Annotated in this window: 27 protein-coding genes; 9 read left to right on the plus strand and 18 right to left on the minus strand. The window is 34.3% G+C overall.

The features are described 5' to 3' along the window. Positions 1 to 37: 37 nt before the first annotated feature. The 4 genes from DN394_RS18130 to DN394_RS18145 form a co-directional block, all read right to left on the minus strand. Positions 38 to 2,041: a chemotaxis protein CheA gene (locus DN394_RS18130; RefSeq protein ID WP_149294082.1), complete on the minus strand. Its 2,004-nt coding sequence runs from the start codon at positions 2,039 to 2,041 to the stop codon at positions 38 to 40. A gap of 129 nt (positions 2,042 to 2,170) precedes the next feature. After that, positions 2,171 to 2,539 (minus strand): response regulator, encoded by a 369-nt coding sequence (locus DN394_RS18135; protein ID WP_000940570.1) that lies wholly within the window; start codon positions 2,537 to 2,539, stop codon positions 2,171 to 2,173. Between the two features lie 150 nt (positions 2,540 to 2,689). Then, the gene (locus DN394_RS18140; RefSeq protein WP_097918037.1) at positions 2,690 to 3,367 is read right to left on the minus strand and encodes an OmpA family protein; all 678 of its coding nucleotides are present in this window, start codon (positions 3,365 to 3,367) and stop codon (positions 2,690 to 2,692) included. 22 nt (positions 3,368 to 3,389) lie between these two features. Continuing rightward, the gene (locus tag DN394_RS18145; RefSeq protein ID WP_000502146.1) at positions 3,390 to 4,223 is read right to left on the minus strand and encodes a flagellar motor protein MotP; all 834 of its coding nucleotides are present in this window, start codon (positions 4,221 to 4,223) and stop codon (positions 3,390 to 3,392) included. A gap of 172 nt (positions 4,224 to 4,395) precedes the next feature. On the opposite strand from DN394_RS18145, the gene DN394_RS18150 reads away from it, so the two are divergent. After that, on the plus strand, positions 4,396 to 4,998 hold the full coding sequence (locus DN394_RS18150; RefSeq protein WP_000400774.1) for an HD domain-containing protein: 603 nt from the start codon (positions 4,396 to 4,398) through the stop codon (positions 4,996 to 4,998). A 25-nt stretch (positions 4,999 to 5,023) separates the two neighbouring features. Here the strand turns inward: DN394_RS18150 and hfq are convergent, their stop codons facing one another. Together hfq and DN394_RS18160 are read right to left on the minus strand one after the other, a co-directional pair. After that, positions 5,024 to 5,212, minus strand: coding sequence for an RNA chaperone Hfq (gene hfq / locus DN394_RS18155; RefSeq protein ID WP_000400662.1), 189 nt, complete (start codon positions 5,210 to 5,212; stop codon positions 5,024 to 5,026). A 50-nt stretch (positions 5,213 to 5,262) separates the two neighbouring features. Further along, positions 5,263 to 5,481 (minus strand): aspartyl-phosphate phosphatase Spo0E family protein, encoded by a 219-nt coding sequence (locus DN394_RS18160; RefSeq protein ID WP_002108625.1) that lies wholly within the window; start codon positions 5,479 to 5,481, stop codon positions 5,263 to 5,265. Positions 5,482 to 5,720: 239 nt separating this feature from the next. Between DN394_RS18160 and DN394_RS18165 the strand changes: the two genes are divergently transcribed. The 6 genes from DN394_RS18165 to DN394_RS18190 all read left to right on the plus strand — a co-directional run bounded on the left by DN394_RS18165 (position 5,721) and on the right by DN394_RS18190 (position 10,365). Beyond that, positions 5,721 to 5,840, plus strand: a complete 120-nt coding sequence (locus DN394_RS18165) for a YjcZ family sporulation protein (RefSeq protein WP_000120183.1) — start codon at positions 5,721 to 5,723, stop codon at positions 5,838 to 5,840. Positions 5,841 to 6,005: 165 nt separating this feature from the next. Then, positions 6,006 to 6,473 carry a VOC family protein gene (locus tag DN394_RS18170; protein ID WP_149294083.1) on the plus strand — a complete coding sequence of 156 codons (468 nt, stop codon included), beginning with the start codon at positions 6,006 to 6,008 and terminating at the stop codon, positions 6,471 to 6,473. Positions 6,474 to 6,479: 6 nt separating this feature from the next. Then, positions 6,480 to 7,694 (plus strand): MFS transporter, encoded by a 1,215-nt coding sequence (locus DN394_RS18175; RefSeq protein WP_149294084.1) that lies wholly within the window; start codon positions 6,480 to 6,482, stop codon positions 7,692 to 7,694. Positions 7,695 to 7,822: 128 nt separating this feature from the next. Next, positions 7,823 to 8,272 (plus strand): ArsR/SmtB family transcription factor, encoded by a 450-nt coding sequence (locus tag DN394_RS18180; RefSeq protein ID WP_149294085.1) that lies wholly within the window; start codon positions 7,823 to 7,825, stop codon positions 8,270 to 8,272. Positions 8,273 to 8,291: 19 nt separating this feature from the next. Beyond that, a complete protein-coding gene (locus DN394_RS18185; RefSeq protein ID WP_074651096.1) occupies positions 8,292 to 9,512 on the plus strand; it encodes an MFS transporter in 1,221 nt (406 codons plus the stop codon). A gap of 127 nt (positions 9,513 to 9,639) precedes the next feature. Beyond that, positions 9,640 to 10,365: a sulfite exporter TauE/SafE family protein gene (locus DN394_RS18190; protein WP_149294086.1), complete on the plus strand. Its 726-nt coding sequence runs from the start codon at positions 9,640 to 9,642 to the stop codon at positions 10,363 to 10,365. Between the two features lie 87 nt (positions 10,366 to 10,452). Here the strand turns inward: DN394_RS18190 and nfsA are convergent, their stop codons facing one another. The 3 genes from nfsA to DN394_RS18205 all read right to left on the minus strand — a co-directional run bounded on the left by nfsA (position 10,453) and on the right by DN394_RS18205 (position 12,505). Then, positions 10,453 to 11,187, minus strand: coding sequence for an oxygen-insensitive NADPH nitroreductase (gene nfsA / locus DN394_RS18195; RefSeq protein ID WP_149294087.1), 735 nt, complete (start codon positions 11,185 to 11,187; stop codon positions 10,453 to 10,455). A 273-nt stretch (positions 11,188 to 11,460) separates the two neighbouring features. Further along, complete coding sequence (locus DN394_RS18200) at positions 11,461 to 11,778, minus strand: magnetosome magnetite crystal formation protein family (protein ID WP_000678049.1); 318 nt, start codon at positions 11,776 to 11,778, stop codon at positions 11,461 to 11,463. A gap of 148 nt (positions 11,779 to 11,926) precedes the next feature. Continuing rightward, the gene (locus DN394_RS18205; RefSeq protein WP_149294088.1) at positions 11,927 to 12,505 is read right to left on the minus strand and encodes a YdcF family protein; all 579 of its coding nucleotides are present in this window, start codon (positions 12,503 to 12,505) and stop codon (positions 11,927 to 11,929) included. A 160-nt stretch (positions 12,506 to 12,665) separates the two neighbouring features. Here DN394_RS18205 and DN394_RS18210 point away from each other — a divergent pair, with 160 nt between their 5' ends. Further along, positions 12,666 to 13,331 (plus strand): DUF421 domain-containing protein, encoded by a 666-nt coding sequence (locus DN394_RS18210; protein ID WP_149294089.1) that lies wholly within the window; start codon positions 12,666 to 12,668, stop codon positions 13,329 to 13,331. Positions 13,332 to 13,367: 36 nt separating this feature from the next. Here DN394_RS18210 and DN394_RS18215 read toward each other — a convergent pair whose 3' ends face one another. From DN394_RS18215 to DN394_RS18225, 3 genes are all read right to left on the minus strand, one after another. Further along, complete coding sequence (locus DN394_RS18215; RefSeq protein WP_097918050.1) at positions 13,368 to 14,723, minus strand: MATE family efflux transporter; 1,356 nt, start codon at positions 14,721 to 14,723, stop codon at positions 13,368 to 13,370. A gap of 129 nt (positions 14,724 to 14,852) precedes the next feature. Then, entirely contained in the window at positions 14,853 to 15,698 is an 846-nt protein-coding gene (locus tag DN394_RS18220; protein ID WP_149294090.1) for a MerR family transcriptional regulator, read from the minus strand. Between the two features lie 96 nt (positions 15,699 to 15,794). Continuing rightward, the gene (locus DN394_RS18225; RefSeq protein WP_137052277.1) at positions 15,795 to 17,468 is read right to left on the minus strand and encodes a ribonuclease J; all 1,674 of its coding nucleotides are present in this window, start codon (positions 17,466 to 17,468) and stop codon (positions 15,795 to 15,797) included. A 331-nt stretch (positions 17,469 to 17,799) separates the two neighbouring features. On the opposite strand from DN394_RS18225, the gene DN394_RS18230 reads away from it, so the two are divergent. Then, on the plus strand, positions 17,800 to 18,963 hold the full coding sequence (locus tag DN394_RS18230; RefSeq protein WP_000393879.1) for a cation:proton antiporter: 1,164 nt from the start codon (positions 17,800 to 17,802) through the stop codon (positions 18,961 to 18,963). Positions 18,964 to 19,026: 63 nt separating this feature from the next. Here DN394_RS18230 and DN394_RS18235 read toward each other — a convergent pair whose 3' ends face one another. The 6 genes from DN394_RS18235 to DN394_RS18260 form a co-directional block, all read right to left on the minus strand. After that, positions 19,027 to 19,305 (minus strand): DUF3986 family protein, encoded by a 279-nt coding sequence (locus DN394_RS18235; protein ID WP_000759748.1) that lies wholly within the window; start codon positions 19,303 to 19,305, stop codon positions 19,027 to 19,029. A gap of 56 nt (positions 19,306 to 19,361) precedes the next feature. After that, a complete protein-coding gene (locus DN394_RS18240) occupies positions 19,362 to 20,711 on the minus strand; it encodes an aspartate aminotransferase family protein (protein ID WP_000850952.1) in 1,350 nt (449 codons plus the stop codon). A gap of 180 nt (positions 20,712 to 20,891) precedes the next feature. Continuing rightward, positions 20,892 to 22,442, minus strand: coding sequence for a solute symporter family protein (locus DN394_RS18245; RefSeq protein ID WP_046958956.1), 1,551 nt, complete (start codon positions 22,440 to 22,442; stop codon positions 20,892 to 20,894). Positions 22,443 to 22,444: 2 nt separating this feature from the next. Next, entirely contained in the window at positions 22,445 to 22,786 is a 342-nt protein-coding gene (locus tag DN394_RS18250; protein ID WP_046958955.1) for a DUF485 domain-containing protein, read from the minus strand. Between the two features lie 309 nt (positions 22,787 to 23,095). Then, positions 23,096 to 23,725 (minus strand): sterol desaturase family protein, encoded by a 630-nt coding sequence (locus DN394_RS18255; RefSeq protein WP_046958954.1) that lies wholly within the window; start codon positions 23,723 to 23,725, stop codon positions 23,096 to 23,098. A gap of 82 nt (positions 23,726 to 23,807) precedes the next feature. Further along, on the minus strand, positions 23,808 to 24,101 hold the full coding sequence (locus tag DN394_RS18260; protein WP_000286368.1) for a hypothetical protein: 294 nt from the start codon (positions 24,099 to 24,101) through the stop codon (positions 23,808 to 23,810). Position 24,102: the final 1 nt, after the last annotated feature.

Genomic DNA, 24,102 nt, shown 5'->3' on the forward strand with positions numbered 1-24,102 from the left:
CAATTGTATACAAGTGGGGAGCTTTCCTTCATTCCTATTATAAACCTTCTGGGTTTAAAATGAGGACCACTCGTCCATCACCGAGAATTGTCGCACCAGAGAAATAATTAGAACTCTCTGCAAAGAAGTCACCTAATGACTTTAGGACTATTTCTCTTTGACCGATAATTGTGTTTACAATAAGTCCATAGCTGCGATGTGTATTACGAACAATTAACACAGGAACCATTTGACCATCATATGACGCAAACGCCTCATCTACTGTTTTCTCACCAAATACAGTACTTAAATGCTTCACTTCAATAATTTGATTACGGTAATTTAACACATCTTTTCCTTGTAAGGATTGGATGTCTTCTCTCTTAATCCGAATTGCTTCAACAATATTACCAAGAGGGAAAGCATAACGTTTATCATTCGTTTGAACAAGCATAGATTGAATAATGGACAACGTTAATGGCAGTTCAATTCTAAATGTACTACCTTTTCCTTCTTCAGAATCAATAATTAAATGTCCACCTAAACTATGGATCGTATGTTTCACTACGTCTAATCCAACGCCACGACCAGAAAGGTCTGATACAACTTCAGCTGTACTAAATCCTGGTTGGAAGATCAAATCAAATACTTCACGATCCGTTAATTTATTTGCCTCAGATTCTGTTACAACACCATTTTTAATCGCTTTTTCTAATACTTTCCCTTTATGAATTCCATTTCCATCATCCGTAATTTGAATAACGACATGATTTCCACTATGGAACGCTTCTAATTTAATTGTACCTGTCTCATTTTTACCAGCATCACGACGTTGTTCAACAGTCTCAACACCGTGATCAATTGCATTACGAATTAAATGAACGAGTGGATCACCGATTTCATCAATAACAATTTTATCAACTTCTGTGTCTTCACCTGTAATTTGTAAATCAATTTTCTTCCCTAAATCTTTCGCTAACATACGTACCATACGTGGGAAACGATTAAAGACTGTTTCAATCGGCACCATACGCATATTTAGTAGTACATTTTGAATATCTTTTGAAATATCGCCTAATCGATTTAAATGCTCAATTAATTCCTTGTTTTGAATTGCTTGTGCCAATTCATCTATACGACCACGCTCAATTACACTTTCTTCAAACATGTTCATTAATCTTTCAATTTTTTCTAATTGAACGCGTATGGAACGATTTTCCACTTTACCATTTTTCGTTTTTGCAGTGCTTTTAGCTGGTGTAGCACTAGCAGGTTGCTTCGATACTTCTTTAGTTGATTCCACATGCGTAGCTGCTTGTATATCTTCCTGCACGGCTTCTTGTGTACCCAATTCTTTCGAGACTACTTCTTTTAATGTATGTCCTTGCTTCACTTCTACTTTCTCAATTTCAGAAACATGAAGCACTACTTGTTTTAATTCTTCTTCACTTTGATCAGTATCCATAAATACTGTGAATTCAAATCCGAAAGCATCCGCTTCGATTTCTTCAATACTAGGAACCGTTTTTTGTATCTCACCCACATTTTGCAGTGCTTCAATACACATAATCGCACGTACTGCTTTTAAAATCGCTTGCTGTTCAACGGTTATATGCACTTCATGTGAAACTGCATCATCATTATTTATAGTTTTTTGTTCTATATGTTCCGTAGGAATTTCTATATTGCCATTCAATAATGCTTCTAATTTCTGTTTAGTTGCAACTACATCAATATTGCCCATTCCGCCTTGTTGCACATCTGCAACCATCTTCTCTAAATTATCAATGCACTCAAAAATCACATCAATAATCTCTGCATTTACAACTATATTTCCATGACGAATTTCATCTAAAACGTTTTCCATTTTATGCGTTAAATCCGCCATTTCCGTAAATTCCATACTCGCTGACATACCTTTAAATGTATGGGCTGAGCGGAAAATTTCTCCCACAACATCCATATCAGTGGGATTTTGTTCTAAAGTTAGCACATTTTCATTTAGCGATTGTAAATGTTCTTCTGATTCCTCAAAAAATATATTTAATAGATCTGTTTGCATTTTCATCCCCTACCTGTCTAACAAACATTTCATTTATGTATAACAATTTAGTGTTTTAAAGCAAGAAAAAAGGGGGCCACACGCATATCCGCTATCAATGTTTAGATTCCTTGTGGCACCCCTTCTATATTAGCTGTTTGCTACTTTTGTTAAAGCTTCAATTACGCGATCCGCTTGAAATGGCTTTACAATAAAGTCTTTTGCTCCACCCTTAATTGCATCTAATACCATACCTTGTTGTCCCATTGCAGAACAAATAACAACTTTTGCACTTGAATCAATTTTAATAATTTCTTTTAACGCTTCAAGTCCGTCCATTTCTGGCATAGTAATATCTAATGTTACAATATCCGGTTGAAGTTCTTTAAACTTCTGAATTGCTTCTACTCCATTCTCTGCTTCACCAATAATTTCAAATTCAGAATTACTTTTTAATAGGTTTTTAATCATCGTTCGCATGAACATCGCATCGTCTACAACTAAAATTTTATGTGCCATTCTTTTTAATTCTCTCCTTCTATGTATAAATATATCTTAATATTTCACCTTATCATTCTCACTCATTATACAAAATAAAATGATAAAATTTAATATTTTTTTAAAAGAATTTTCGTATTTTCATTATTTTATTATTAAAATGATAATATACTATTCTTTTATGTAAATGACAACGCGACGGTTTTTCTCCCAATTTTGCGGTGAATCATTTGGTACAACTGGCTTTGTGTCTGCATATCCTACCGCAGCTAGCCTTTTATCATCCACATTATACACTTCAATTAAGTGATGAATCATATTAGCTGCCCTTGCTGAAGATAACTCCCAATTAGAAGGGAATTTGTCGTTATGAATCGGTCTACTATCTGTATGCCCTTCAACAACAATCGGATTTGGTACTGATTGGAAAAATCCAACTAATTGACTTATTATCTCTTTCGCTTCCGGTTTAACATTTGCGTCACCCGTATCAAATATTAAATTATCTACTATGACGACGCTTACCCCAGTATCCTCACGATATACATTCACTTGACTAATACCGTTATTATCTACATATGCTTTTAATTTCTTATATAATTCATCCATTCTTTTTTTCGAGACCATTTTTTCATCATTTTTTTCATGTGAAATATCTGGTATTGTACTTTCCATTACTTTTGCATCTACTTGCTCCACGTCACTAAACTTTTCAAGCATCTGTGACAATTTTACTGCATCCTGCTTTGATGTAGCAACTAGTAATACAAAGAAAGTTAATAATAACATCGTTAAATCTGTAAAAGTCGTCATCCAACGAGGCGATCCCTTTTGCGGTCGTTGCATCATAACCATACCACTCCTTGAAATATTAGGCTGCTCGTTTTACTTTTTTTATCTTTGTTTCGTATACATATGTATCGAGTTTCAACTTTAATTTAGAAGGAATTTGACCGCGATATAATTCTGAAATCGCTTCAATAACAAACTTCTTCTCTGTATATAAATCTTCAATACCACGATACACCTTTTCAGCAAGAGGGATTGCAATCATATTTGCAAGTACTGACCCATACAATGTCGTTAACATCGCAACTGCCATCCCTGTACCAATCTGCGATGTGTCTTGCAAGTTTTGAAGCATAATGATAAGACCGATTAAAGTCCCTATCATGCCCCAAGCTGGAGCAAAATCGCCAATTTTATCTAATAATGCTGCCCCTTTTCTTAACTCATACACTTCCGTTTCAACATCTTTCATTAACACTTCTTTTAATTCATCTTCATCGTAACCACTTAACATTAATCGAATTCCTTTTTGAATAAAAGGATTGTCTACTTGCTCTCCATCAACTTCTAAAGAAAGCAAACCGTGTTTTTTAGACTTTTTCGAAAAATCGACAAACAAATCCGTTAACTGTTCTAAATCTTCTTCTTTTCTATGTAAAACAGTAAAAATACTTTTCGTATATTTTTTTATTTCTCCAAATCGATATGCCACAACAATTGTCGCAGTTGTTCCCCCTATTACAATTAAAATAGATGAAACATCTAAAAAGTTTTTAAAAGCTTTTACTCCGCCGCCGCCAATCATAATTGCCGCTATTACAATAGCAAAACCTACTATTATGCCCACTGGGCTAGAAATATCAAACTTCCTTTTTTTTCTTTCTGGTCTAGCAAACACTTGATTTTCGTCTCCCATATTCCGGCCCTTCCCTTTTCATTTTTATAAAACATTTTTTTATTTTAATAATGCGTTTTCACATATAATAAGTATTATACGCTCATCATCTATTTATCGCAATATACTCATAGAATTGACACATTTCATTTCCATATTAGAATTATAGTATGGAAATATGAGGAGGATCACGATGGAACATAACATTTTACAAGTCATTGCACTAGCAGAAAAACTAAAATATGAAATGCGACATAGCTGGCTTTCTAACGGACGTCAAGAAAGCGTTGCTGAACATACTTGGCGCATGTCTCTAATGGCCATTTTAGTTGAGCCTTATTTAGATCAAAAAGTAAATATTGAAAAATTACTTAAAATGGTTATCATTCACGACCTAGTCGAAGCTGAAGCTGGTGATATTCCTGCTTTTGATACAATGAATAGTCATGAATTACAATTACAAAAACAAAAAAATGAGCAAGAAGCCATTTTAAATATTAAACGAACACTAAAAGGTTCTCTCGGTGAGGAATTATATGATTTATGGATGGAGTTTGAAGCGAAAGAAACGTACGAAGCAAAAGTTGCCAACGCACTTGATAAGCTTGAGGTGAAAATTCAGCATAACGAAGCTGATATTGATACGTGGCTACCAATTGAGCATAAAATGACATTCCAAGTGGCAAAGCATACAAACTTTGATTCTTTCCTATCTAAATTACAAAAAATGATTGAACAAGATGGAGAAAAGAAATTACTAGCTGCCGGCATTGACGTGGAAGCTTGCAAACGATAATGAAAAGACACTCAAATTGAGTGTCTTATTTCATTATCGTTGATACAGCCTGCTTGTAAATCAGTTGTTGTTTTCCATCAACTAACATTAAAACGGTAAATTTGTCTATCGCAACAATTTCTCCTACTATTCTAACGCCACTCTTTAAAAAAACTGTAACAATACCTTTTTCTTCTTTTATTTGTTTATATAACTCTTCTTGTAAATGTTCCAAATAATTTTCTCTCCTTTTTCGCAAAATATCCTAATATAAAAAACTACAAATTATTTATGTAATTTATCTTTTACATTCATAAACTTATTAATAAGTATATCTAAATCTCGGCTAAATAACAAAACTTTATCATGATCCAATCCGTGTCTAGCAACAAGTTGGATTAGCTCTTTCTTTTTGTTTTCTATTTTATTGTGTAATTTTCCCATCTCCATCTCTTTACTAAAACTCCCTTTTCCCATAATATTACTTGTAAAATTATAGTACAAATCCTCTCATAAAAAAATATAAAAATGGTTTTTTTTACAATTTTTATATTTTTTTATGAACAAATCGCAAAATATATAACGATTTCTTCACATACCCCTAGCACAATATACAATCAAAATAACCATACAGGCGTTTGTCTAATTACAAAAGAGACTGGCTCCTTTTCCATACAAAAAACATACTGTATATAGTAGTCCATGAATTATATAGATTAACTTACTCAAAAGGAGGAAAACATATGAGCTATGGTGGAAGTTGCTCTGGTTTCGGCGGTGGATTTGCTTTGCTTATCGTACTATTCATCCTTCTAATCATCATCGGATGTAGCTGCTGGGGTGGCGGCGGATACGGATACTAATATATCCTATCCTTAACAAATGAACGAAAAACTATGCGAAAACAGCTCATATTTGAGCTGTTTTTTCATACTTTCGTATGAAGTGATATCCCTCCTTTTTGTGATTTCAACTAATAAAAAAAAGTTTACTATGAAATAAGAAATATTTTACTAAGGAGGATTACAATGATTAAAGGTCTTTACGAAGCACATTTACCTGTCAGTAACTTAGAGATATCAATATCTTTTTATAAATTACTTGGACTGAAATTATATAAAAGAGGAGATGATATTGCTTTCTTTTGGATTAAAGAAAACGAAAGTTGGCTCGATCTTTGGGAAGGCACAGAATACAAAGTTAATTATCATCCCTCTTTACGACACATCGCCTTTCAAGTAAGCTTACATGATTTAGAAAATGCGATTCATTGGCTAAATCAAAAAGGCATTTCAGCACGAAAAGATTTTGGAATGGAACCAATTGAACCGATTGTTTTTCCAGAATTAGCGCATGCCGCCGTATACTTTAACGATCCTGACGGAAATAGTTTAGAATTAATTGCACAATTACCTGTTGGACTTCCTACAGAGGAGAAAGTGTATTTAAGTGAATGGAAGAAACAAGTTCAAGCATCATTATTACATAAGGATTAATCTTTTATGTCAATTTCTTATAGCACACTTTTGAAAACAAATAATACCTTCAAAAAACTATTTTATGGGCAAACATTAAGTGTACTTGGAGATTGGTTTCATACGGTAGCTTTATTAACATTTGTCTACAGCATAACGGAATCGCCTTTTATGGTCGCCCTTACTTTGATAAGTAAAGGTTTACCACAGCTTCTTCTTAGTCCATTCATAGGCGGGATTGTAGATCGTTTTCCTAAAAAGAAGATTCTGATTTTTACTGATATTTCACGAGGCATAATCGTCCTCACTTACTTATTTGCACTATATAAAATTGAAATTATTTTCATTTCTAACATATGTTTATCCGTACTTTCTTGTTTATTTGAGCCGGCTAAACAAGCAACCTTGAAAAATATCGTACACCAAAATCATTTCGTAACTGCTAACTCTCTTTCTAGTACAATTAATGGTTTTATGTCTATTATGGGTGCTTCTTTAGGCGGAATCATTGCACAATCTTTACATATTGAGTTCGCTTTTTTAGTAAATAGCCTATCATACTTTATTTCAGCCTATTTTATTTATAATATGAGTGTTCCTTCTCATGATACTTGTGGCAAGAAAAAAGCATTTTTTACTGATATAAAAGATGGTTATACATACATATTACAAACAAAAATAATTTTAACGTTAATTCTTGTCGGCATTTCATGGGGTATTATTGGAGGCGCTTATCAGCTACTTCTAACAATTTATGCCGAAAAGATTTTCCACACCAACATTGGAATTTTATATACGATTCAAGGGGCTGGGCTTATGATTGGAAGCCTCCTCGTTAATCTTTATATGCCTCATAATAAAGAAAAAATGAAAAAAGCATTCGGTTGGGCCTATTTCCTACAAGGAATTTTCTTTCTCGGATTCATTTTGTCCAATCAACTTATTATCGGTATCATTACATTGCTCTGTATGCGCATAGCAGGAGGAATCATCGTTCCACTTGATACGACATTACTTCAAACTTACACGAATGAAAATATGATGGGTAAAGTTTTTTCATTCCATTATTCCATTTATGGATCTCTTATTCAGTTATCCATGTTTTTTACAGGAGCACTTTTAGAAGTCCTTTCTCCGCAAATTATTGGTAGCCTATTAGCTATATGCTGTATTTTTGTTAGTTTTATATGGCTTTACCTGTTTTATCGCGGGAAACTGAGTGAAGAATCTACTATCACTTAATAGCATGTTTATATACATGCTATTTTTCTTTATGTCGAAATATAAAGGAAAAAGGCGATTTATTTCCCTTACGTTCTAATTTTTTAGAATGTACAATAAATTTAGATTATAAGAAAGGAGATGTCATAATGTTTGACGATAGACTTACTATTTCAGCTGAGCAGCAGAAGCTCATTTCTAATGCAACTCGCATTCAAATTCTTCACCTTTTAAAAGACGAGGCACTCACTGCAAAACAAGTAGCTACTAAACTAAATAAATCTGCTGGTAGCGTACATTATCACGTTCAAATTTTATATGATGGAGGGTTACTTGAATTAGTAGACACGAAAGAAAAACGAGGAATTATTGAAAAATATTACAAGGCAAAATCTGCTCATTTCTATATTGAAGAAAGCGGCACAGAAGGACCGAATACAGGCAGTCATATTGTATCTCATTTATTTTTAACTCCAGAGGAATTACAACAACTTACTTGGGAAGTTACACAAGTTTTATTACGCTGGGAAAACAAAACCGCTCGTCAATCAAACTCCGAAGAGGAATACGCTATTTCCTGCAGGATTAAAAAACAATGAAAGAAAGGTCCAACTGCTCATGAAGAATAAATTATTATTATTGTCGGGAACAGGAATTTCTCGTTTAGGTGATTTTATGTATCTCATCGCCCTAAACTTAATGGTATTAAATAGCACAAACTCCCCTGCTGCTGTAGCAGGATTATGGATTGTAGGTCCAATTGCTACCGTTGTTACAAAAATATGGTCTGGTAGTATAGTAGATCGATTAAACAAACGGTCCATTATGCTCATCACAGATATAATTCGAGCAGCTCTCATTGGCTGTATTCCATTATTTGATTCTATTTGGGCCATTTATATTTTTATCTTTTTAACTCGCATCGCTACATCGTTTTTCGATCCAGCTTCATTTACTTATAAAACAATGCTCATACGAGCTGAAGAACGCGCTCAATTTAACGCTTGGAATAGCTTATTTACAAACGGGGCTTTTATTATCGGTCCAGCCCTTGCTGGAATACTTCTCACCACGTACTCAGCAGCCTTTGTTATTTACTGCAATTCTCTTTCCTTTCTACTTTCTACTATTCTCATTTACTTCTTGCCAAACATTACATTACAAACAAAGCAAAAAGAAGAGGTTGCAAATACTTTCGTACAAACATTACGAAGTGATTGGAAACAAGTTTTTTCATTCGCTCGAACTGAAACTTACATTATTCTCATATTCGTTTTATTTCAAGCTACTATGCTTGTCTCTATGGCACTCGATTCACAAGAAGTTGTTTTCACAAGACAAGTACTGTTTTTATCCGATATAGAATATAGCATGCTTGTTAGTATAACTGGTGCTGCGTACGTTTGCGGTTCATTTCTTGTCTCTCTCTTTGCCAAACGATTACCAATTCAATATTGTATCGGACTCGGTATGATTTTCACAGCAATAGGCTATGTAATTTTCGCCTTTTCAAATTCATTTATAGTTGCAGCGAGTGGTTTCATTTTACTTGGCATTTCTTCATCATTTGCTGGTACTGGCTTTATAACATTTTATCAAAATAACATCCCTGTACATATGATGGGACGTATTGATAGCGTGTTTGATTCAATAAAAAGTTTCATCCAAATCTTTTTCGTTTTAGCAATTGGGGCATCCGCACAATTCCTTTCCGTTCAAATCACTGTAATAAGTAGCTCATTACTCATTCTTTTCCTTTCCTGTTTATTAGCAATCCGTGTAATGACGCCTTCACGAGAAAAATATTTTAAAGCTACAGGATCGTCATTAGAATACTAACTGCAACATAAAAAGCGGCTATTTAGCCGCTTTTTTCCCGTATTAAAGGACAGTAAGCCCTCCCACTGATTAAAGCTTCACTTTATGTTAAAATATGTATTGGATCTGATTATGTAGGAGGGCAATTTTGGAGATTATATTCATTTTCATATGTATTATATTAGTAGCTTCTATTTTACAGACAAGTACAGGTTTTGGCTTTTCTATTATGGCAACACCTTTCTTACTCATGTTATTTCTACCACAAGAAGCTATACAAATAAATATCATTTTATCATTAATTATTTCCATATCACTCATTTGGAAAATAAGAATGGACATTGATTTTATTCTACTGAAAAGATTAATATTCGGAAGTATAGTTGGTGTTCCTTTTGGTATTTTCATTTTCATTTCCATTAACATCAACACTTTTAAATTAGCAATTAGCATCCTGCTCTTACTATTAACGTTGATGCTAATATGCAACCTTAAGATTAAATCGACAAAATCTAGAGATTTCTTAGTAGGCGGATTATCCGGTCTTTTAACGACAAGTATCGGTATGCCAGGACCACCCCTGTTACTTTACTTCACAGGAACTAATACGAAAAAAGAGAAGTTGAGAGCAACTACTTTGGCTTTTTATCTATTTATATATTTCATTAGTCTACTAACTCAAATACTCTTTACTGGCACGAACAAAACAATTTGGGAATCAAGCTTTTATGCTATCCCTATCGTATTTCTAGGTTTGTATATAGGCCAAATTATTTTCAAATGGCTTAATCAACGGATTTTCAAAATATTTACGTATATCCTTTTAAGTTGCACGGGTATGTATCTTCTTATTGAAAGTTTACATTTGTTATAAGTAAGTTTTTCAAGATAAAACGATTAAAGCTTGCTTCATCTTTCTCCTCCAAAAAAGGCAGACCTGCATGCAGGTCTGCCTTTTTACTCATTTCTTATTAAATCCTTTTTCACTTAAAAACTCTTTCATATGCATTCTTTTCTCTTTAGCCATAAACGAACTCATTGATTCCGTCCATGTTACGTTTTTCTTATTTGATGATCTTTTTTTGTAATAGGAGCTCATCGTTTCATCGTATTCGTTTAATAATTCATCATATTTCTTTTCATCATACCCATCTTCATGAAGGATTGCTGCTACTGGTAAACGCGGTTTCACTCCATGATTTTCATCTGGTACACCAACTGTCATTCCGAATATAGGATATACTTTATCTGGTAAATGAAGCAATTCACTTACTTCCCTCGGATTATTACGAATACCACCAATATAACAAATACCGTATCCTAACGATTCTGCTGCTAACGCTAAGTTTTGCGCGAACAATGAAGCATCTACTGTCGCAACGATAAAGTCTTCTACTCCTTCATGCTTTATTTCTGTACCATGTTGTTCACACGCCATTTCAAGTCGTTTTAAATCTGCACAACAAACAAAGAATGCTGCGCAGTCTTTCACGTGACGATTTCCGGATAGCTCTGCTAGTTTAACCTTTAGGTCTCGATCTGTTACATATATAACAGAATACGCCTGTACAAAATGCGAGGAAGCAGCATGCTGCGCAGCTTGCACCATTCTTTCTACAACATCTTTCGGAATTGATTCTTCTTTATATTTACGAACTGAAACGTGTTGCTCCATTTTATGTATGATCTCATTCATGAAAAACACTCCTTTTTTCTCTTCATAATGAAAAATTAACATATCTTTTTCAATATTCACAACTTATAAGCACAAAAAGAGCAATTCTTTTTGAATTGCTCTTTTTAAAACGTCTATCAATACGGTACATGAAATTATACCGACGATTATTTAAATATATCGACGATTCCTTACACTATATCAACGATTTTTCGAATATATCGACGATTCGACAATTGATATCGACTTACCGACAAATAACGACAAATTCACTCCGAATTATTTCTTGTCTTATTACGCTGTTTTCAAAACTTTAATACCTTTTACGATATTCCAAATGAAGTAGTAAATTCCTACAAGAATGAACACTGCATATGTGATCATCATTCCAATTCCAGCACCATCGGATTGATTGAAGCTTAAACCATATATGCCGGATACTGCTAATCCACCAAATAAAACCGCATACGGGAAAATATGTGACCAAAATGCTTTTTTCGCGTGGTATTTCACTTCATCCTCCGCAACGAAGTACACGATAATTGGCAGTAAAAATGGTGCAAAAAAGATACTAAAGTAACATAACGAAGATAAAATATTATTTCCTTTCATCCGATTCACCTCTAAATAGTTTTTGTTACCTTCATTATGTCAGGAAACCATTCTAGAAACTATCGCTTTACCTTTCACGAACGTGACATATTTGTAAGATTTTCCTCAAATTAAATCCCGCCTGAAATTTCAGACGGGATCGCTTTCACTATATTCGATTCATAAACCAATATTGTGTAATCGCTAAATATTCTCGTACATTCGATGGAATGATGATTGGTTTCGGTGTTTTTGCCGGAAGACCTTCTAATTGTAAACCTTGTTTGGCCGCTATTTTTTTTGCTCTAAACATATGGAAATCGTTTGTTACGATCATCCCTTTTTTCATATTGTCCGGAATTAAAGGTTTTGAGAATGTAATATTCTCATCTGTACTCGTTGACTTATCTTCCATTATTATGCGGTCTTCTGCAATTTTTAGTTTCATTAATCCATTTTTCATTGCTAATGCTTCTGAAATATCTTCTCCTTTTCCTTTCCCTCCAGATACTATAGCAATTGTTTTCTCATGTGATTGTAAATACTCAGCTGCTTTATCAATACGATATTGCAAGGAGTATGATGGTTTCGTCCCGTTTACTTTCGAGCCTAATACAATTATATAATCAGCATCATAGGCCGCATTCATTTGCCCATGCTTATAAATGTTATATTGTAAAAATCCCGCATAAACAGCGCAAACCATTATAATCCCTATCATATACTTAATTATTTTCTTCTTTTTCATATCCATATTCTCCTATGTTCTTTGCTTCTTTCATGATAATATCCATTTATTTGTTTGTATACAGACAAATTCCAATTCAGTCTAATTTATCCTCTGGAAAGTAATATTTATATTTCTTTCGGGAACAGTAAGTACAACTTTGCACGAAGGAGTGTCTCTATTGCTTCTCTTTTTATGTAACGTATCGTTCTTTTTCATCTTATTTTTACTATCACTTAAAATGCTCGGTAAATCAGCATTAGCACAACTAACTCCTCATGATTTTGGTGCTATTATCTTTTTATCTTATTTAGCTTTTCAGGCCATACCTGTCTCTGGTGCTTTGCAAGCTTTTCTCGGTATGGTCGTTATTACATGTTTGCATTTGCTTCTTACAAAATTAAGCTTACTAAACAAACTAAATCGTTTTATTCTCGGGCACCCTATCATTTTAATTAAACATGGTGATATTATTTTTGAAAACTTACAAAAAAGTAGATATCCAATCGCTGAACTACTGTCTAACCTTCGCGTCGCAGGATATCCAAGTGTTCACGAAATTGAATATGCTATTTTAGAAGCGAACGGAGCCATTAGCATTTTACCAAAGCGTGAACTTGTACCATTAACTCCAAAAGATTTGAACATAGATGTTACGTATGCTGGATTACCAATTGCCCTTATCGTTGATTCGCAAATTCAATACGATAACTTAAAGTTAATTCATAAGGACAAAAAGTGGTTATATAAAGAATTAAAAGAAAAGGGCATCACTAATATTAAAAGCGTTGCTTTCGCGTCTGTTCAAGAAACAGATGGATCTTTTGCGATTAGTTTAAAAGAGTAAAAAAATCCCCTTACTTGCTCAAGGGGATTTTCTTCATTATATCGCTTCTTTCTTTCCTGTCATATTTAACGGAACAGGATGTTTCATACGATTCATCGTAAATACAATAATCGCTGTCAATACTTCAGCTACTGGCATAACGAGCCAAATTCCGTTTATACCAAATAATTTTGGCATAATCCATAATAATGGAATAATAAATAGTAATCCTCGGCTCATTATAATCAGCACTGATTTTGTCGTTTGTCGCACGGATTGGAAGTACTCTCCATACACAATGTTATAGCCTAAAAATACATATTGGATAAAGAACAAGCTAATACCCGTTAATGTTAACTCCAATAACTCTGGAGATTGGACATCAAAGAGACCAATAATATATTTCCCGAAGAATAATCCGACAATTATTGCTACGCCCCCAAGTACTACCGCAATTTTTACAGCAAACTGCAATCCTTCACGTAATCTTTCTGCTAAATTTGCACCGTAATGGAAACTAGCGATTGGCTGTAACGCTGCTCCAACGCCGAAGAATAATAGTAATGTCATCGCATGAATACTATTCACCATCGCATAAGAAGCGACGCCTACTTCTCCTGCATATTGAACGAATGTAATATTAAAACCAATCGTAACAATCGCTACTGTACTTTCTGCTGTAAAGCTCGGGAAACCTATGATCATAATTTGTTTAACTGTATCCCATTCAAAATGGAATTTCGTCCATTTTAAAATACTACTTTTTCTAAAGAAGTGCGTTAATAATACAAGGAAACCAATCGCTGCTGAAAGAATAGTCGCTGAAGCCGCACCTGTTACGCCCCATCCAAAGATGAAAATAAAGATATAGTCAAACACTATATTTAATACAGCCGTTACAACTAGCCCTGCCATTGCTAAATTAGGATTTCCATCATTTCGTATAAATGTACTTAAAATATTTTCTAAAACGTATATCATTCCAAATGTTAATAACACGTGTAAATAGTCTAACGCATACGGTAAAATCACTTCGTTTGCACCGAATAAGTATGCTAAATCTTCTATTCTCCATAAGCAAATCGCTGCTAACACACCTACGATAATTACTGCTACCGTCATGGATTGAGTAAAAATAGATCTTGCCCTATCTAATTTATTTTCACCTAGTGCAATGGAATATAACGTTGCCCCGCCCATTCCAATCCATAATGAAATAGAGAAGAAAATTGAAAACGCTGGAATAGCCACGTTTACTCCTGCTAATCCGTTTGCTCCAACTCCCCTACTAATCATAACCGCATCAATCACAATATTAACTGACATTAACACCATTCCTAGAACGGCTGGTATTAAATAAGAAATAAATAAACTTTTTATCGGTTTTTCTCTTAACTTTTCTGTTGTTTCCATCATATAAATGCTCCTTTTTCAATGCTCTGTTCACAGTTTAAACCTTCAAGTTACTTGAAGGTCAATAGAGAATTAAAAAATAGGTAACTTAATTATCATATTTAGGGCCAATTTGTAATGATACGCGTCCTACAACTTATTGCTTTGTTTTTTCATTATAGGAATTTGAATTTCTGTTACTTGCTCCTCTGGATTGTCTGTTACAGACCAATCAATTAATGCTATCTCAATCGCATCTCCACTTACTTCGTATCCTTCTTGATTAATATATTTCATTAACTTCTTATATGTTTCATCCGTTTCTTCATATGGTCCATGATGATATACACAGGCAAACATGCCTTCTTTAATTTCATCTGAACTATGTATTTGAAAAGGCATGTAATCCAAAAGAATAAAAACACTGCTATATGCTTGAAACTCATTTTGCATTAATCCTTTTTTCGCAACTGTTACACCGATATCTCCAGAAAATAAGCTATCATCCATTTGTCTCATATTTTTTTGCAACGAATGAATATAGTACTCAAACATATCATCCGTCGTATTCGGGGCAACCGCAATTGCTGTAATTTTTCGCTGCGGGATCTCTTTAATTACCATTTGTTCAGCTTTTACTTTTGTTGCTTCCTTAATTAAATGAATTCTATGCTCCATTTTCGCCAAAGCATATTCAATTTCTCTTTGTTTTTTCAACATCATTTCTTGTTGTTTTTCCAGTAAATTGAGTGCGTATGCCGGATTTCTTTCATCAATATATTTCTTAATTTCCTTTAATGGAATATTTAATTGGCGTAAAAATTTAATCGTATCTAATAGTGAAAATTGATCGATCGTATAATAGCGATAATTTGTTTGCGCGTCCACAATGGACGGATGAAAAATTCCCTTCTCATCATAATAACGTAAAGTTGATTCAGCTATATTATGCATTTTTGCCATTTCTCCAATTGTAAAGCGTTTGTTTAATAACATCTTTTATTTCCTTCCATTTCTATTTATTTCATTATATGTTCATTCTGTCTTCAAAACAAAAAAGAATTCCCCTATGAGAATTCTTTTTATTAACTCTTAAACCTCTATTATTATAGGAAGGATCATCGGTTTTCTTTTCGTGCTAGTATATATAAACTTTCCTAAAGCTTCTCTTACTTCTCTTTTCAAAATACCCCAGCTATTCACATTCTCTTTCTTTAAATTATTAATTGTAATAACAGCTAATTTATTTAATTCCTTCAAAAATTCTTCTGAATCACGAACATAGACAAATCCACGAGATATAATATCAGGACCTGAAATAATTTCTCCATCCACTTTATTAAAAGTAATAACTATTACGAGCATTCCATCTTCTGAAAGTTGTTTTCGATCACGTAATAAGGCATTTCCAACATCACCAATTCCTAATCCATCTACATATATATTTCCAGCCTGTATTTTTCTAGATTGAATGGCCACTTCATTACTTATATCTACAACATCCCCATTACGAACGATAAAGATATTTTCTTTTTCAACACCAATTGATTCTGCTAACAAACTATGGTGATGTAGCATTCTAAACTCTCCATGAATTGGGATAAAATACTTTGGCTTCATTAAAGTGAGCATCAATTTCAACTCTTCTTGATATGCATGACCGGATACATGGACTCCAGTAGAACTACCTGATCCATAAATTACTTTTGCTCCTAATGCAAATAAATTATCTATAATTCGTGAAACATTACGCTCATTTCCTGGAATAGGAGTTGCGGCTATAATAACCGTATCTTCTGGTAAAACGTCCACTTGTCTATAGTTTCCACTAGCTAAGCGCGCTAAAGCTGCCATTGGTTCTCCTTGGCTTCCTGTACAAAGTATTGCGACCTGCTTTGGATCCAAACGATTTACCTCACTCGCTTCAATTAACATGCCGTCTGGAATATGTAAATACCCTTTCTCTAGAGCAACTTCTACTACATTTACCATACTTCTCCCGAGCAAAGCCAGTTTTCGATTTGTTTTTATGCAAGCTTCAACTATTTGCTGAACACGATTTACATTAGAAGCAAATGTAGAAATAATTACTTTTCTGCTAGCTTTCAAAAATAATTCTTCTATCCGTTCCCCTACCGATCTCTCTGATGGAGTAAAACCTGGTCGTTCTGCATTTGTACTTTCAGATAGTAAAGCTAGTACACCTTCACTACCTATTTTAGCCATTTTATGAATATCAGGATGTTGGTTATTTACTGGTGTTAAATCAAATTTAAAATCCCCGGTATGTACTACAGTACCTTCTGGTGTATGAAACACAATACCGAGACAATCTGGAATACTATGATTCGTTTTAAAAAATGTCGTCTTAATAGAACCGAGATCGATTTCTGATTCTGCGTGAATAACGATTAATTCTGTACCATTTTGAAGATTATGCTCCTTTAATTTAATTTCAATTAAACCTAACGTTAACTTCGTCGCATAGATTGGTACGTTTAGTTGTTTTAAAAAATATGGTATTCCACCAATATGGTCCTCATGTCCATGTGTCACGACTAACCCGCGAATTTTTTCTTTATTTTCTTGTAAGTATGTGATGTCTGGAATTATTAAATCAATTCCTAATAAACTTTCATCTGGAAATTTAGATCCACAATCAATAACGACAATATCATTTTCATATTGAATAGCATACATATTTTTCCCTATTTCATTTACTCCACCTAAAGCAACGATAGACAAGTTGTTTTTTAATGACTTCAAATGATAAGCCCTCCCTTTCACAGTTATAATTCGTGAAATCGTATTTAGACTTTATTATTTGTAATGAAAAAAGACTTCATACTATTTTATACATATAAAATCCGCACGCTTCTCTTATATGTATATCCCTAATAACACAGCCTCTCTCTAAAAAAGCTCCTATTTTTTCATTGATTTTTTGTAAAATATATTATATATTAATTACAGGTTCAAATTACGAGTTCAAAAGAACTTGTAATTAGACCCTTTGTTTAATGGGTTTTACATATTTTCATTAGGCAAATTCCGAGAAATCGTATGATAAAAATAAAAATGATGAGGAGAGGATCCGATGGAATTCGAATTTTTCTTTCAAATTGCACTTATTTTATTAAGTACAAAGCTTGCCGGTGATCTTAGTGTTAGATTAGGTCAACCTTCTGTACTAGGTAAATTAATTGTCGGTATCGTTATCGGTCCAGCTTTATTAGGTTGGATTGAAAATTCAGAGCTTCTAACACAATTAAGTAATGTCGGTGTTATTCTTTTAATGTTTATGGCAGGACTTGAAACAGACTTAGAGGAATTAAATGCAAATCGTAATTCTTCTTTAGCTGTTGCACTTGGAGGTATCATTCTACCATTCGTAGGTGGTTACGTTTCTGGTCTTGTTATGGGAATGGAACAAGGAAATGCTGTATTTTTAGGATTACTTCTATGTGCGACAAGTGTTAGTATTTCCGTACAAACACTTCGTGATTTAGGAAAGATGAAAACACGTGAAAGTACAACGATGCTTGGCGCTGCTGTATTTGATGACATTCTTGTTGTTATTTTATTAGCATTTGCAATGAGCTTCTTAGGTACAGACGATGTTAACTTAACAATGGTTATCTTGAAGAAAGTTGTATTCTTCGCTTCTATTATTTTAATTGGATGGAAAGGTGTTCCTGCGATTATGCGCTGGTTATCACCACTACGCGTATCTGAGTCTATCGTGAGCGCGGCTCTTATCATCTGTTTCTCATTCGCATATTTCGGCGAACTATTAGGAATTGCTGGTATTATCGGTGCTTTCGCAGCTGGTATCGCTATTTCTCAAACGAACTACAAACATGAAGTAGAAAAGAAAGTAGAACCAATTGCTTACGCTATGTTCGTTCCCGTGTTCTTCGTAAGTATCGGTATGAATATTACATTTGACGGTATTGGCAATCAAATTTGGTTCATCCTAGCATTAACAATAATCGCTGTATTAACGAAACTAATTGGTTGTGGATTTGGTGCACGAATGACTGGATTTGACGCTAAGTCTTCTGCAATTATCGGTGCTGGAATGGTTTCTCGTGGTGAAGTTGCACTTATCATCGCAGGAACAGGACTTTCTTCAGGCCTATTAGCACAAGATTACTTTACAGCTATCGTTATTGTCGTTATTTTAACTACAATGATTACACCACCAATGTTAAAATACACTTTTGGTGCAAAAGATAAAGCGATGAAAGCAAGTAAATAAGTTTCATATAATAAAAGGAGATTGCTATCTTATAAGATAGCAATCTCCTTTTTCGTTTTATCTTTAAACAATTTTATTCGTTTTTAACCATTTTTCAAAAATAATTCGTGCTTCTTCATCATCAATATCATTACTAAATGAATACACCATAATGCCGTAATCATCTATATATTCACCTAGCTTCATTTTCTCCACTTTCTTGTAAAAATCGTCTACCTCATAGTGCGGAATATAAGCATCCCAAACTGGCTCATTTATTCTTTTGTACGCCGTCACTTCTAAATCGTATCCATCTTCATAATACCCGATGTGATAATGTTGACTAGGCTCATATTTCTTCATAAAAAAAACCTCCTACTAAACAAAAGCGAGCTGTAATATACAGCTCGCTTCATTCATTAAATGCGTTCCATCGCTGTCTTCAACGTTCCAACAACAAAAGCAATTTCTTCACTTGAAATAACAAGCGGTGGTGCTAATGTTAAGACGTTATTATATCCTGCTGTTGTCATGCCGTTTCGTCCAATAATTAAACCTTTTTCTTTACAAGCATTTACAACACTTGCAATTTTGTCGTTATCAATTGGCTCTTTCGTCTCTTTATCATTTACTAGTTCGATTCCAACTAGTAAACCTTTCCCTCTAATATTCCCAACAAGTGGATGCTCTCCAATTTCTTCTTTTAATTGCTCTAATAAAAGCGAGCCCATTTGTGCAGATCGCTCAATTAAATTTTCATTTTCCATAATCTCCAAGTTTTTAAGCGCTAATGCACAAGCCGCAGGATTTCCACCAAATGTATTAATATGACGGAAGAATTCATATTCTCCCTTCCCTTTAAATGCTTCATATATTTCTTTTTTCACAGCTGTCGCTGATAACGGTAAATATGCACTCGTAATCCCTTTTGCCATCGTAATAATATCCGGCTGAACGTCATAATTCATAAATCCAAATGCTTTTCCTGTACGTCCGAAACCACAAATCACTTCATCACTAATGAGCAAGGCACCGTGTTTTTGACACGTTTCATGAACAGCTTTCATATAGTCTTGTGGCGGCATTAAAATGCCTCCGCCCGTAATAATTGGTTCCATAATAAAAGCTGCAATCGTTTCACTTAATTCCCATGTCATAACGCGATCTACTTCTTTTACACATTCTACATCATAAATGTTTTCTCTTTCTATTCCAGGCATACGATAACAATCTGGCGGTGTTACATGTAAAAATCCTGAAGCAAATGGCTCATATTGATATCTACGCTGTGCTTGTCCCGTCGCTGCCATCGTTGCCATTGTATTTCCATGATACCCGCGGTAACGCGACATAAATTTATAACGATGCGGTTCACCTTTTTGAGCATAGTATTGTCTTGCTATTTTAAAAGCTGTTTCGTTCGCTTCCGAGCCACTATTAGAGAAGAAAATAACATACTCTCCTCCAAGCCACTCATTTAATTTTTCTGCAAGCTTTATAGCTGGTTCATGCGATTGTGACATCGGAAAGTATGATAATGTTTGTAATTGCTTATATGCCGCCTCTGCGAGCTCTTTTCTGCCATATCCACTATTCACACACCAAAGACCACTCATACCATCTAAATATCTTTTCCCTTCTATATCTTCAACCCAGCACCCTTCTGCTTTTGCCCCTACCATTGTACTATTTGGACTAAAAGGACGCATTCCGTGCCAAACATATTGCTCATCTTTTGCTAATAATTCATCAGTCTGTTTCGTTTTCATCATTTCTTCCACCTTCCATAACAACTTATTTTTCACAAAAGCTGCGCTGGTGCCATGATGATTTAAATTTCTCCCTGCTTATTTTCATTCCACAAAATTAAGACAAAATCCTACTTACAATACAGTAATATTTACAAGAAAAAAAGAGCTTTTCTTATATATCGAAAAGCCCTTCTCTTTTTAATGTGACGATGCATCACTAACACCATGACCTGTATTAGATTTCACAAGAATCTCATCAAATTTCGCAGCATCTTCTTTCTTACTAGATAACACGGTTCCTAAATATGCTGCAAGGAATCCAAGCGGAATTGAAATAATTCCAGGTGTCGTATATGGGAATATCGCTTCCCCAACAAATATAGCTTTTCCAGCTACAGGGTTCCAAACATTTGGACTTAAGGCTACGAGAACAATTGCTGATACAAGACCAACGGCCATACCCGAAATAGCACCTGTTGTATTGAAGCGCTTCCAATATATTGTGAATAATATAACTGGTAAATTTGCACTCGCTGCAACTGCAAATGCTAATGAAACTAAAAATGCTACGTTCAACGTTTGAGCAAATAACGCTAGTATAATGGATAATACCGCTACCCCAATAGACGCATAGCGAGCCATTGACACTTGCTCTTTTTCCGTTGATTTCCCCTTGCGAATAATTTCATTATAAAAATCATGTGCAAATGCTGATGCTGCTGTTAATACAAGGCCTGCCACTACAGCTAAAATAGTTGCAAAGGCAATTGCTGAAACGAAAGCAAATAAGAAATCTCCACCTAACGCTTTAGCTAACAAAGGTGCTGCCATATTACCAGCAGGGTTTGCTTTCATAATTGCCTCATTCCCTACAAATGCTGCTGCCCCAAATCCTAAGAAGATTGTCATAATATAAAATGCGCCAATTAACCACGTAGCGTACACAACAGATTGCCGTGCCGTTTTTGCATCACGTACTGTAAAAAAGCGAACAAGAATATGTGGTAATCCGGCAGTACCAAGAACTAGTCCTAAATTTAAAGACAGTGTATCAAGACCATCCTTATACTTTACTCCTGGATTTAAAAACGAATCTTTTAATGGCGTAGCTGTTTTCATTTGAGCGAACATTTCAGTCACACTAAAATTAAATTTGGAGAAAACGATAACAGAAATAATAAATGTACCAGCCATAAGTAATACAGCCTTAACAATTTGTACCCAACTCGTCGCAGTCATTCCACCAAAAATAACGTACACTGTCATTAATGTACCAACGATTAAAACGGATGTCGTATATTCGATCCCTAATAATAATTTAATAAGTGCACCAGCCCCAACTAATTGTGCAATCATATAAAAAATCGAAATCGTCATCGTATTAAGCGCTGCAACGCCGCGAACTTTTTTCGCATCAAAACGCGCCGCAATCATATCTGCTAACGTGTACTTCCCTAAATTTCGAAGTGGCTCTGCAACTAAGTATAATACAACTAAGTAAGCAACTAAGAAACCGATACTATAAAAGAACCCATCAAACCCAGTTAATGCGATCGCTCCGGCTATACCAAGAAAAGACGCAGCAGACATATAATCTCCCGCAATGGCCAGACCATTTTGCCAACCAGTTAATCCCCCTCCAGCTGTATAAAACTCACTCGCATTTTTCGTTTTCTTCGACGCAAAATAAGTTATGACGAGTGTACCAAGAACGATGATTAAAAATAATGCAAAAGCGGTTACATTCAAAGTTAGCCCCTCCCTTTTTGCATATCTTGTAGAATTTTTTGCGAGATTTCATCAAAGGATTCTGCTTTTTTGCTATAAATCATACATAATGACCACGTCATAATAAATTGCGCAAATGCAAACACCCATGCCCACGTAACATCCCCAAATGCTGGTGTATTGAGCACCTTTGAATACGATGTTAAAATAGGTAATGCAATAAAAAAGCTTAAAAAGAAAATACTCATCGGAACGATAAACTTCTTTTTCGTATTTAATAGTAATTGAAATTCTTCTGACTGAACAATCTCTGTATAATTCACTTCATTTTGTAACTTACGTGCTGACGTATCATCTCTTTTCATTCCCATTCCCCTCTCTTACTGAAAATACAATTCCCCCTTGTATACCTAAAGACTAAATTTTATAAATATTCAGAAACTTATTTCTATTTTAGACAATCCATACATTCCTGCAAAGATTTTTCGATAGACATTTTTCGCCAATTTCTCCTAAGTTTTTAATATACTTTTTCAACATAAAAATTACGTACTTCAATTCCTCACCAGTCAAGCTTTACAGGAAGTTATCTTCCATTTAACTTCCTCATATTTGCCGAATTTTGAGGGGGGAGTTTTACCGCCCGGCAAATTTCCAGATAAAAAAAGTAGTGCTTATCGCACTACTTCTGTCTTTTTTTCTTTTTCTAAATTACGAGCTGTTTCGCTTAATTCAACGTCTTTCCCATCTTTAAGCGTTCCAAATATGAAATCGAATACTGGATTTGAAACACCAAACCAAAACTTTTCATTTTTATAATGATGTAATATGTGCTGTTTTTTTAGCCATCTTCCAAACTTAGTGAACGGACGAATCGGCTTATGTGCAATATAATGTTTCCATTCATAAACGAGAAGCATGATAATCATTCCAGTTCCGAATGAAAGTGTAATAGTAACACTTTTTGTTATACCATATGCTATAAGTAAATATATAGTAAAGCTCGGTATACTAAACCATACAGGCAAAAACAATAGTTTTAAATCATCTGGATATACATGATGATCATAATGTAATCTTCTTAACATTTTTAATAAAAATACGTTTTTAGGTGGCTTTAAATGGAATAAAAATCGATGTGTCATATATTCGTTAAGCGTATAAAAAACAATCCCAAACAAACACGCGAACATACCGATCCATGTGAAAAATTGCATTTTTAAAATAATGATGAAAACAAATAGAATACTATACATAATAACGATATCATGTTGTAAAAAGAACTCTTTCCCCACTCTCTTCATCTTCCTTCCCCCTTTTCCAAAAAAACAGCCGCAACATATCGTTACGACTATTTCTTTTATTTTTTATTTTATTCTATTCACTTTACAAATTTGCCTGCTGCTCTATTGTCGAGAAAAAATTGTTCGATCCAAATATATTTTGCTTTGGAATAATATGTTCCACTGCAAATACTGTTACTTCTCCTCTTTGTACCTCTCCAATAATGAGCCCAAATATTTCATGATTCACTGCAAACGTTGATTGCTTTGTTTGTAGTAATCTTGCTGCATTGTGAAATACCGCTTCATATAGTGGATTTCTATCAGTAATTTCTTTTCGGATTTTGGGTGCTAACGTAATAATAATTTCTTTTCCGTCAATAGTGGTTCGATACATA

The organism is Bacillus sp. BB081 (assembly GCF_008368895.1).
Lineage (GTDB): Bacteria > Bacillota > Bacilli > Bacillales > Bacillaceae_G > Bacillus_A > Bacillus_A wiedmannii.

Coding starts and splice junctions, on each gene's coding strand:
- DN394_RS18130 (WP_149294082.1), bottom strand. CDS start 2,041: ATGCAAACAGATCTATTAAATATATTTTTTGAGGAATCAGAAGAACAT.
- DN394_RS18135 (WP_000940570.1), bottom strand. CDS start 2,539: ATGGCACATAAAATTTTAGTTGTAGACGATGCGATGTTCATGCGAACG.
- DN394_RS18140 (WP_097918037.1), bottom strand. CDS start 3,367: ATGATGCAACGACCGCAAAAGGGATCGCCTCGTTGGATGACGACTTTT.
- DN394_RS18145 (WP_000502146.1), bottom strand. CDS start 4,223: ATGGGAGACGAAAATCAAGTGTTTGCTAGACCAGAAAGAAAAAAAAGG.
- DN394_RS18150 (WP_000400774.1), top strand. CDS start 4,396: ATGGAACATAACATTTTACAAGTCATTGCACTAGCAGAAAAACTAAAA.
- DN394_RS18165 (WP_000120183.1), top strand. CDS start 5,721: ATGAGCTATGGTGGAAGTTGCTCTGGTTTCGGCGGTGGATTTGCTTTG.
- DN394_RS18170 (WP_149294083.1), top strand. CDS start 6,006: ATGATTAAAGGTCTTTACGAAGCACATTTACCTGTCAGTAACTTAGAG.
- DN394_RS18175 (WP_149294084.1), top strand. CDS start 6,480: ATGTCAATTTCTTATAGCACACTTTTGAAAACAAATAATACCTTCAAA.
- DN394_RS18180 (WP_149294085.1), top strand. CDS start 7,823: ATGTTTGACGATAGACTTACTATTTCAGCTGAGCAGCAGAAGCTCATT.
- DN394_RS18185 (WP_074651096.1), top strand. CDS start 8,292: ATGAAGAATAAATTATTATTATTGTCGGGAACAGGAATTTCTCGTTTA.
- nfsA (WP_149294087.1), bottom strand. CDS start 11,187: ATGAATGAGATCATACATAAAATGGAGCAACACGTTTCAGTTCGTAAA.
- DN394_RS18200 (WP_000678049.1), bottom strand. CDS start 11,778: ATGAAAGGAAATAATATTTTATCTTCGTTATGTTACTTTAGTATCTTT.
- DN394_RS18205 (WP_149294088.1), bottom strand. CDS start 12,505: ATGAAAAAGAAGAAAATAATTAAGTATATGATAGGGATTATAATGGTT.
- DN394_RS18215 (WP_097918050.1), bottom strand. CDS start 14,723: ATGGAAACAACAGAAAAGTTAAGAGAAAAACCGATAAAAAGTTTATTT.
- DN394_RS18220 (WP_149294090.1), bottom strand. CDS start 15,698: ATGTTATTAAACAAACGCTTTACAATTGGAGAAATGGCAAAAATGCAT.
- DN394_RS18230 (WP_000393879.1), top strand. CDS start 17,800: ATGGAATTCGAATTTTTCTTTCAAATTGCACTTATTTTATTAAGTACA.
- DN394_RS18235 (WP_000759748.1), bottom strand. CDS start 19,305: ATGAAGAAATATGAGCCTAGTCAACATTATCACATCGGGTATTATGAA.
- DN394_RS18240 (WP_000850952.1), bottom strand. CDS start 20,711: ATGAAAACGAAACAGACTGATGAATTATTAGCAAAAGATGAGCAATAT.
- DN394_RS18250 (WP_046958955.1), bottom strand. CDS start 22,786: ATGAAAAGAGATGATACGTCAGCACGTAAGTTACAAAATGAAGTGAAT.
- DN394_RS18255 (WP_046958954.1), bottom strand. CDS start 23,725: ATGAAGAGAGTGGGGAAAGAGTTCTTTTTACAACATGATATCGTTATT.
- DN394_RS18260 (WP_000286368.1), bottom strand. CDS start 24,101: ATGTATCGAACCACTATTGACGGAAAAGAAATTATTATTACGTTAGCA.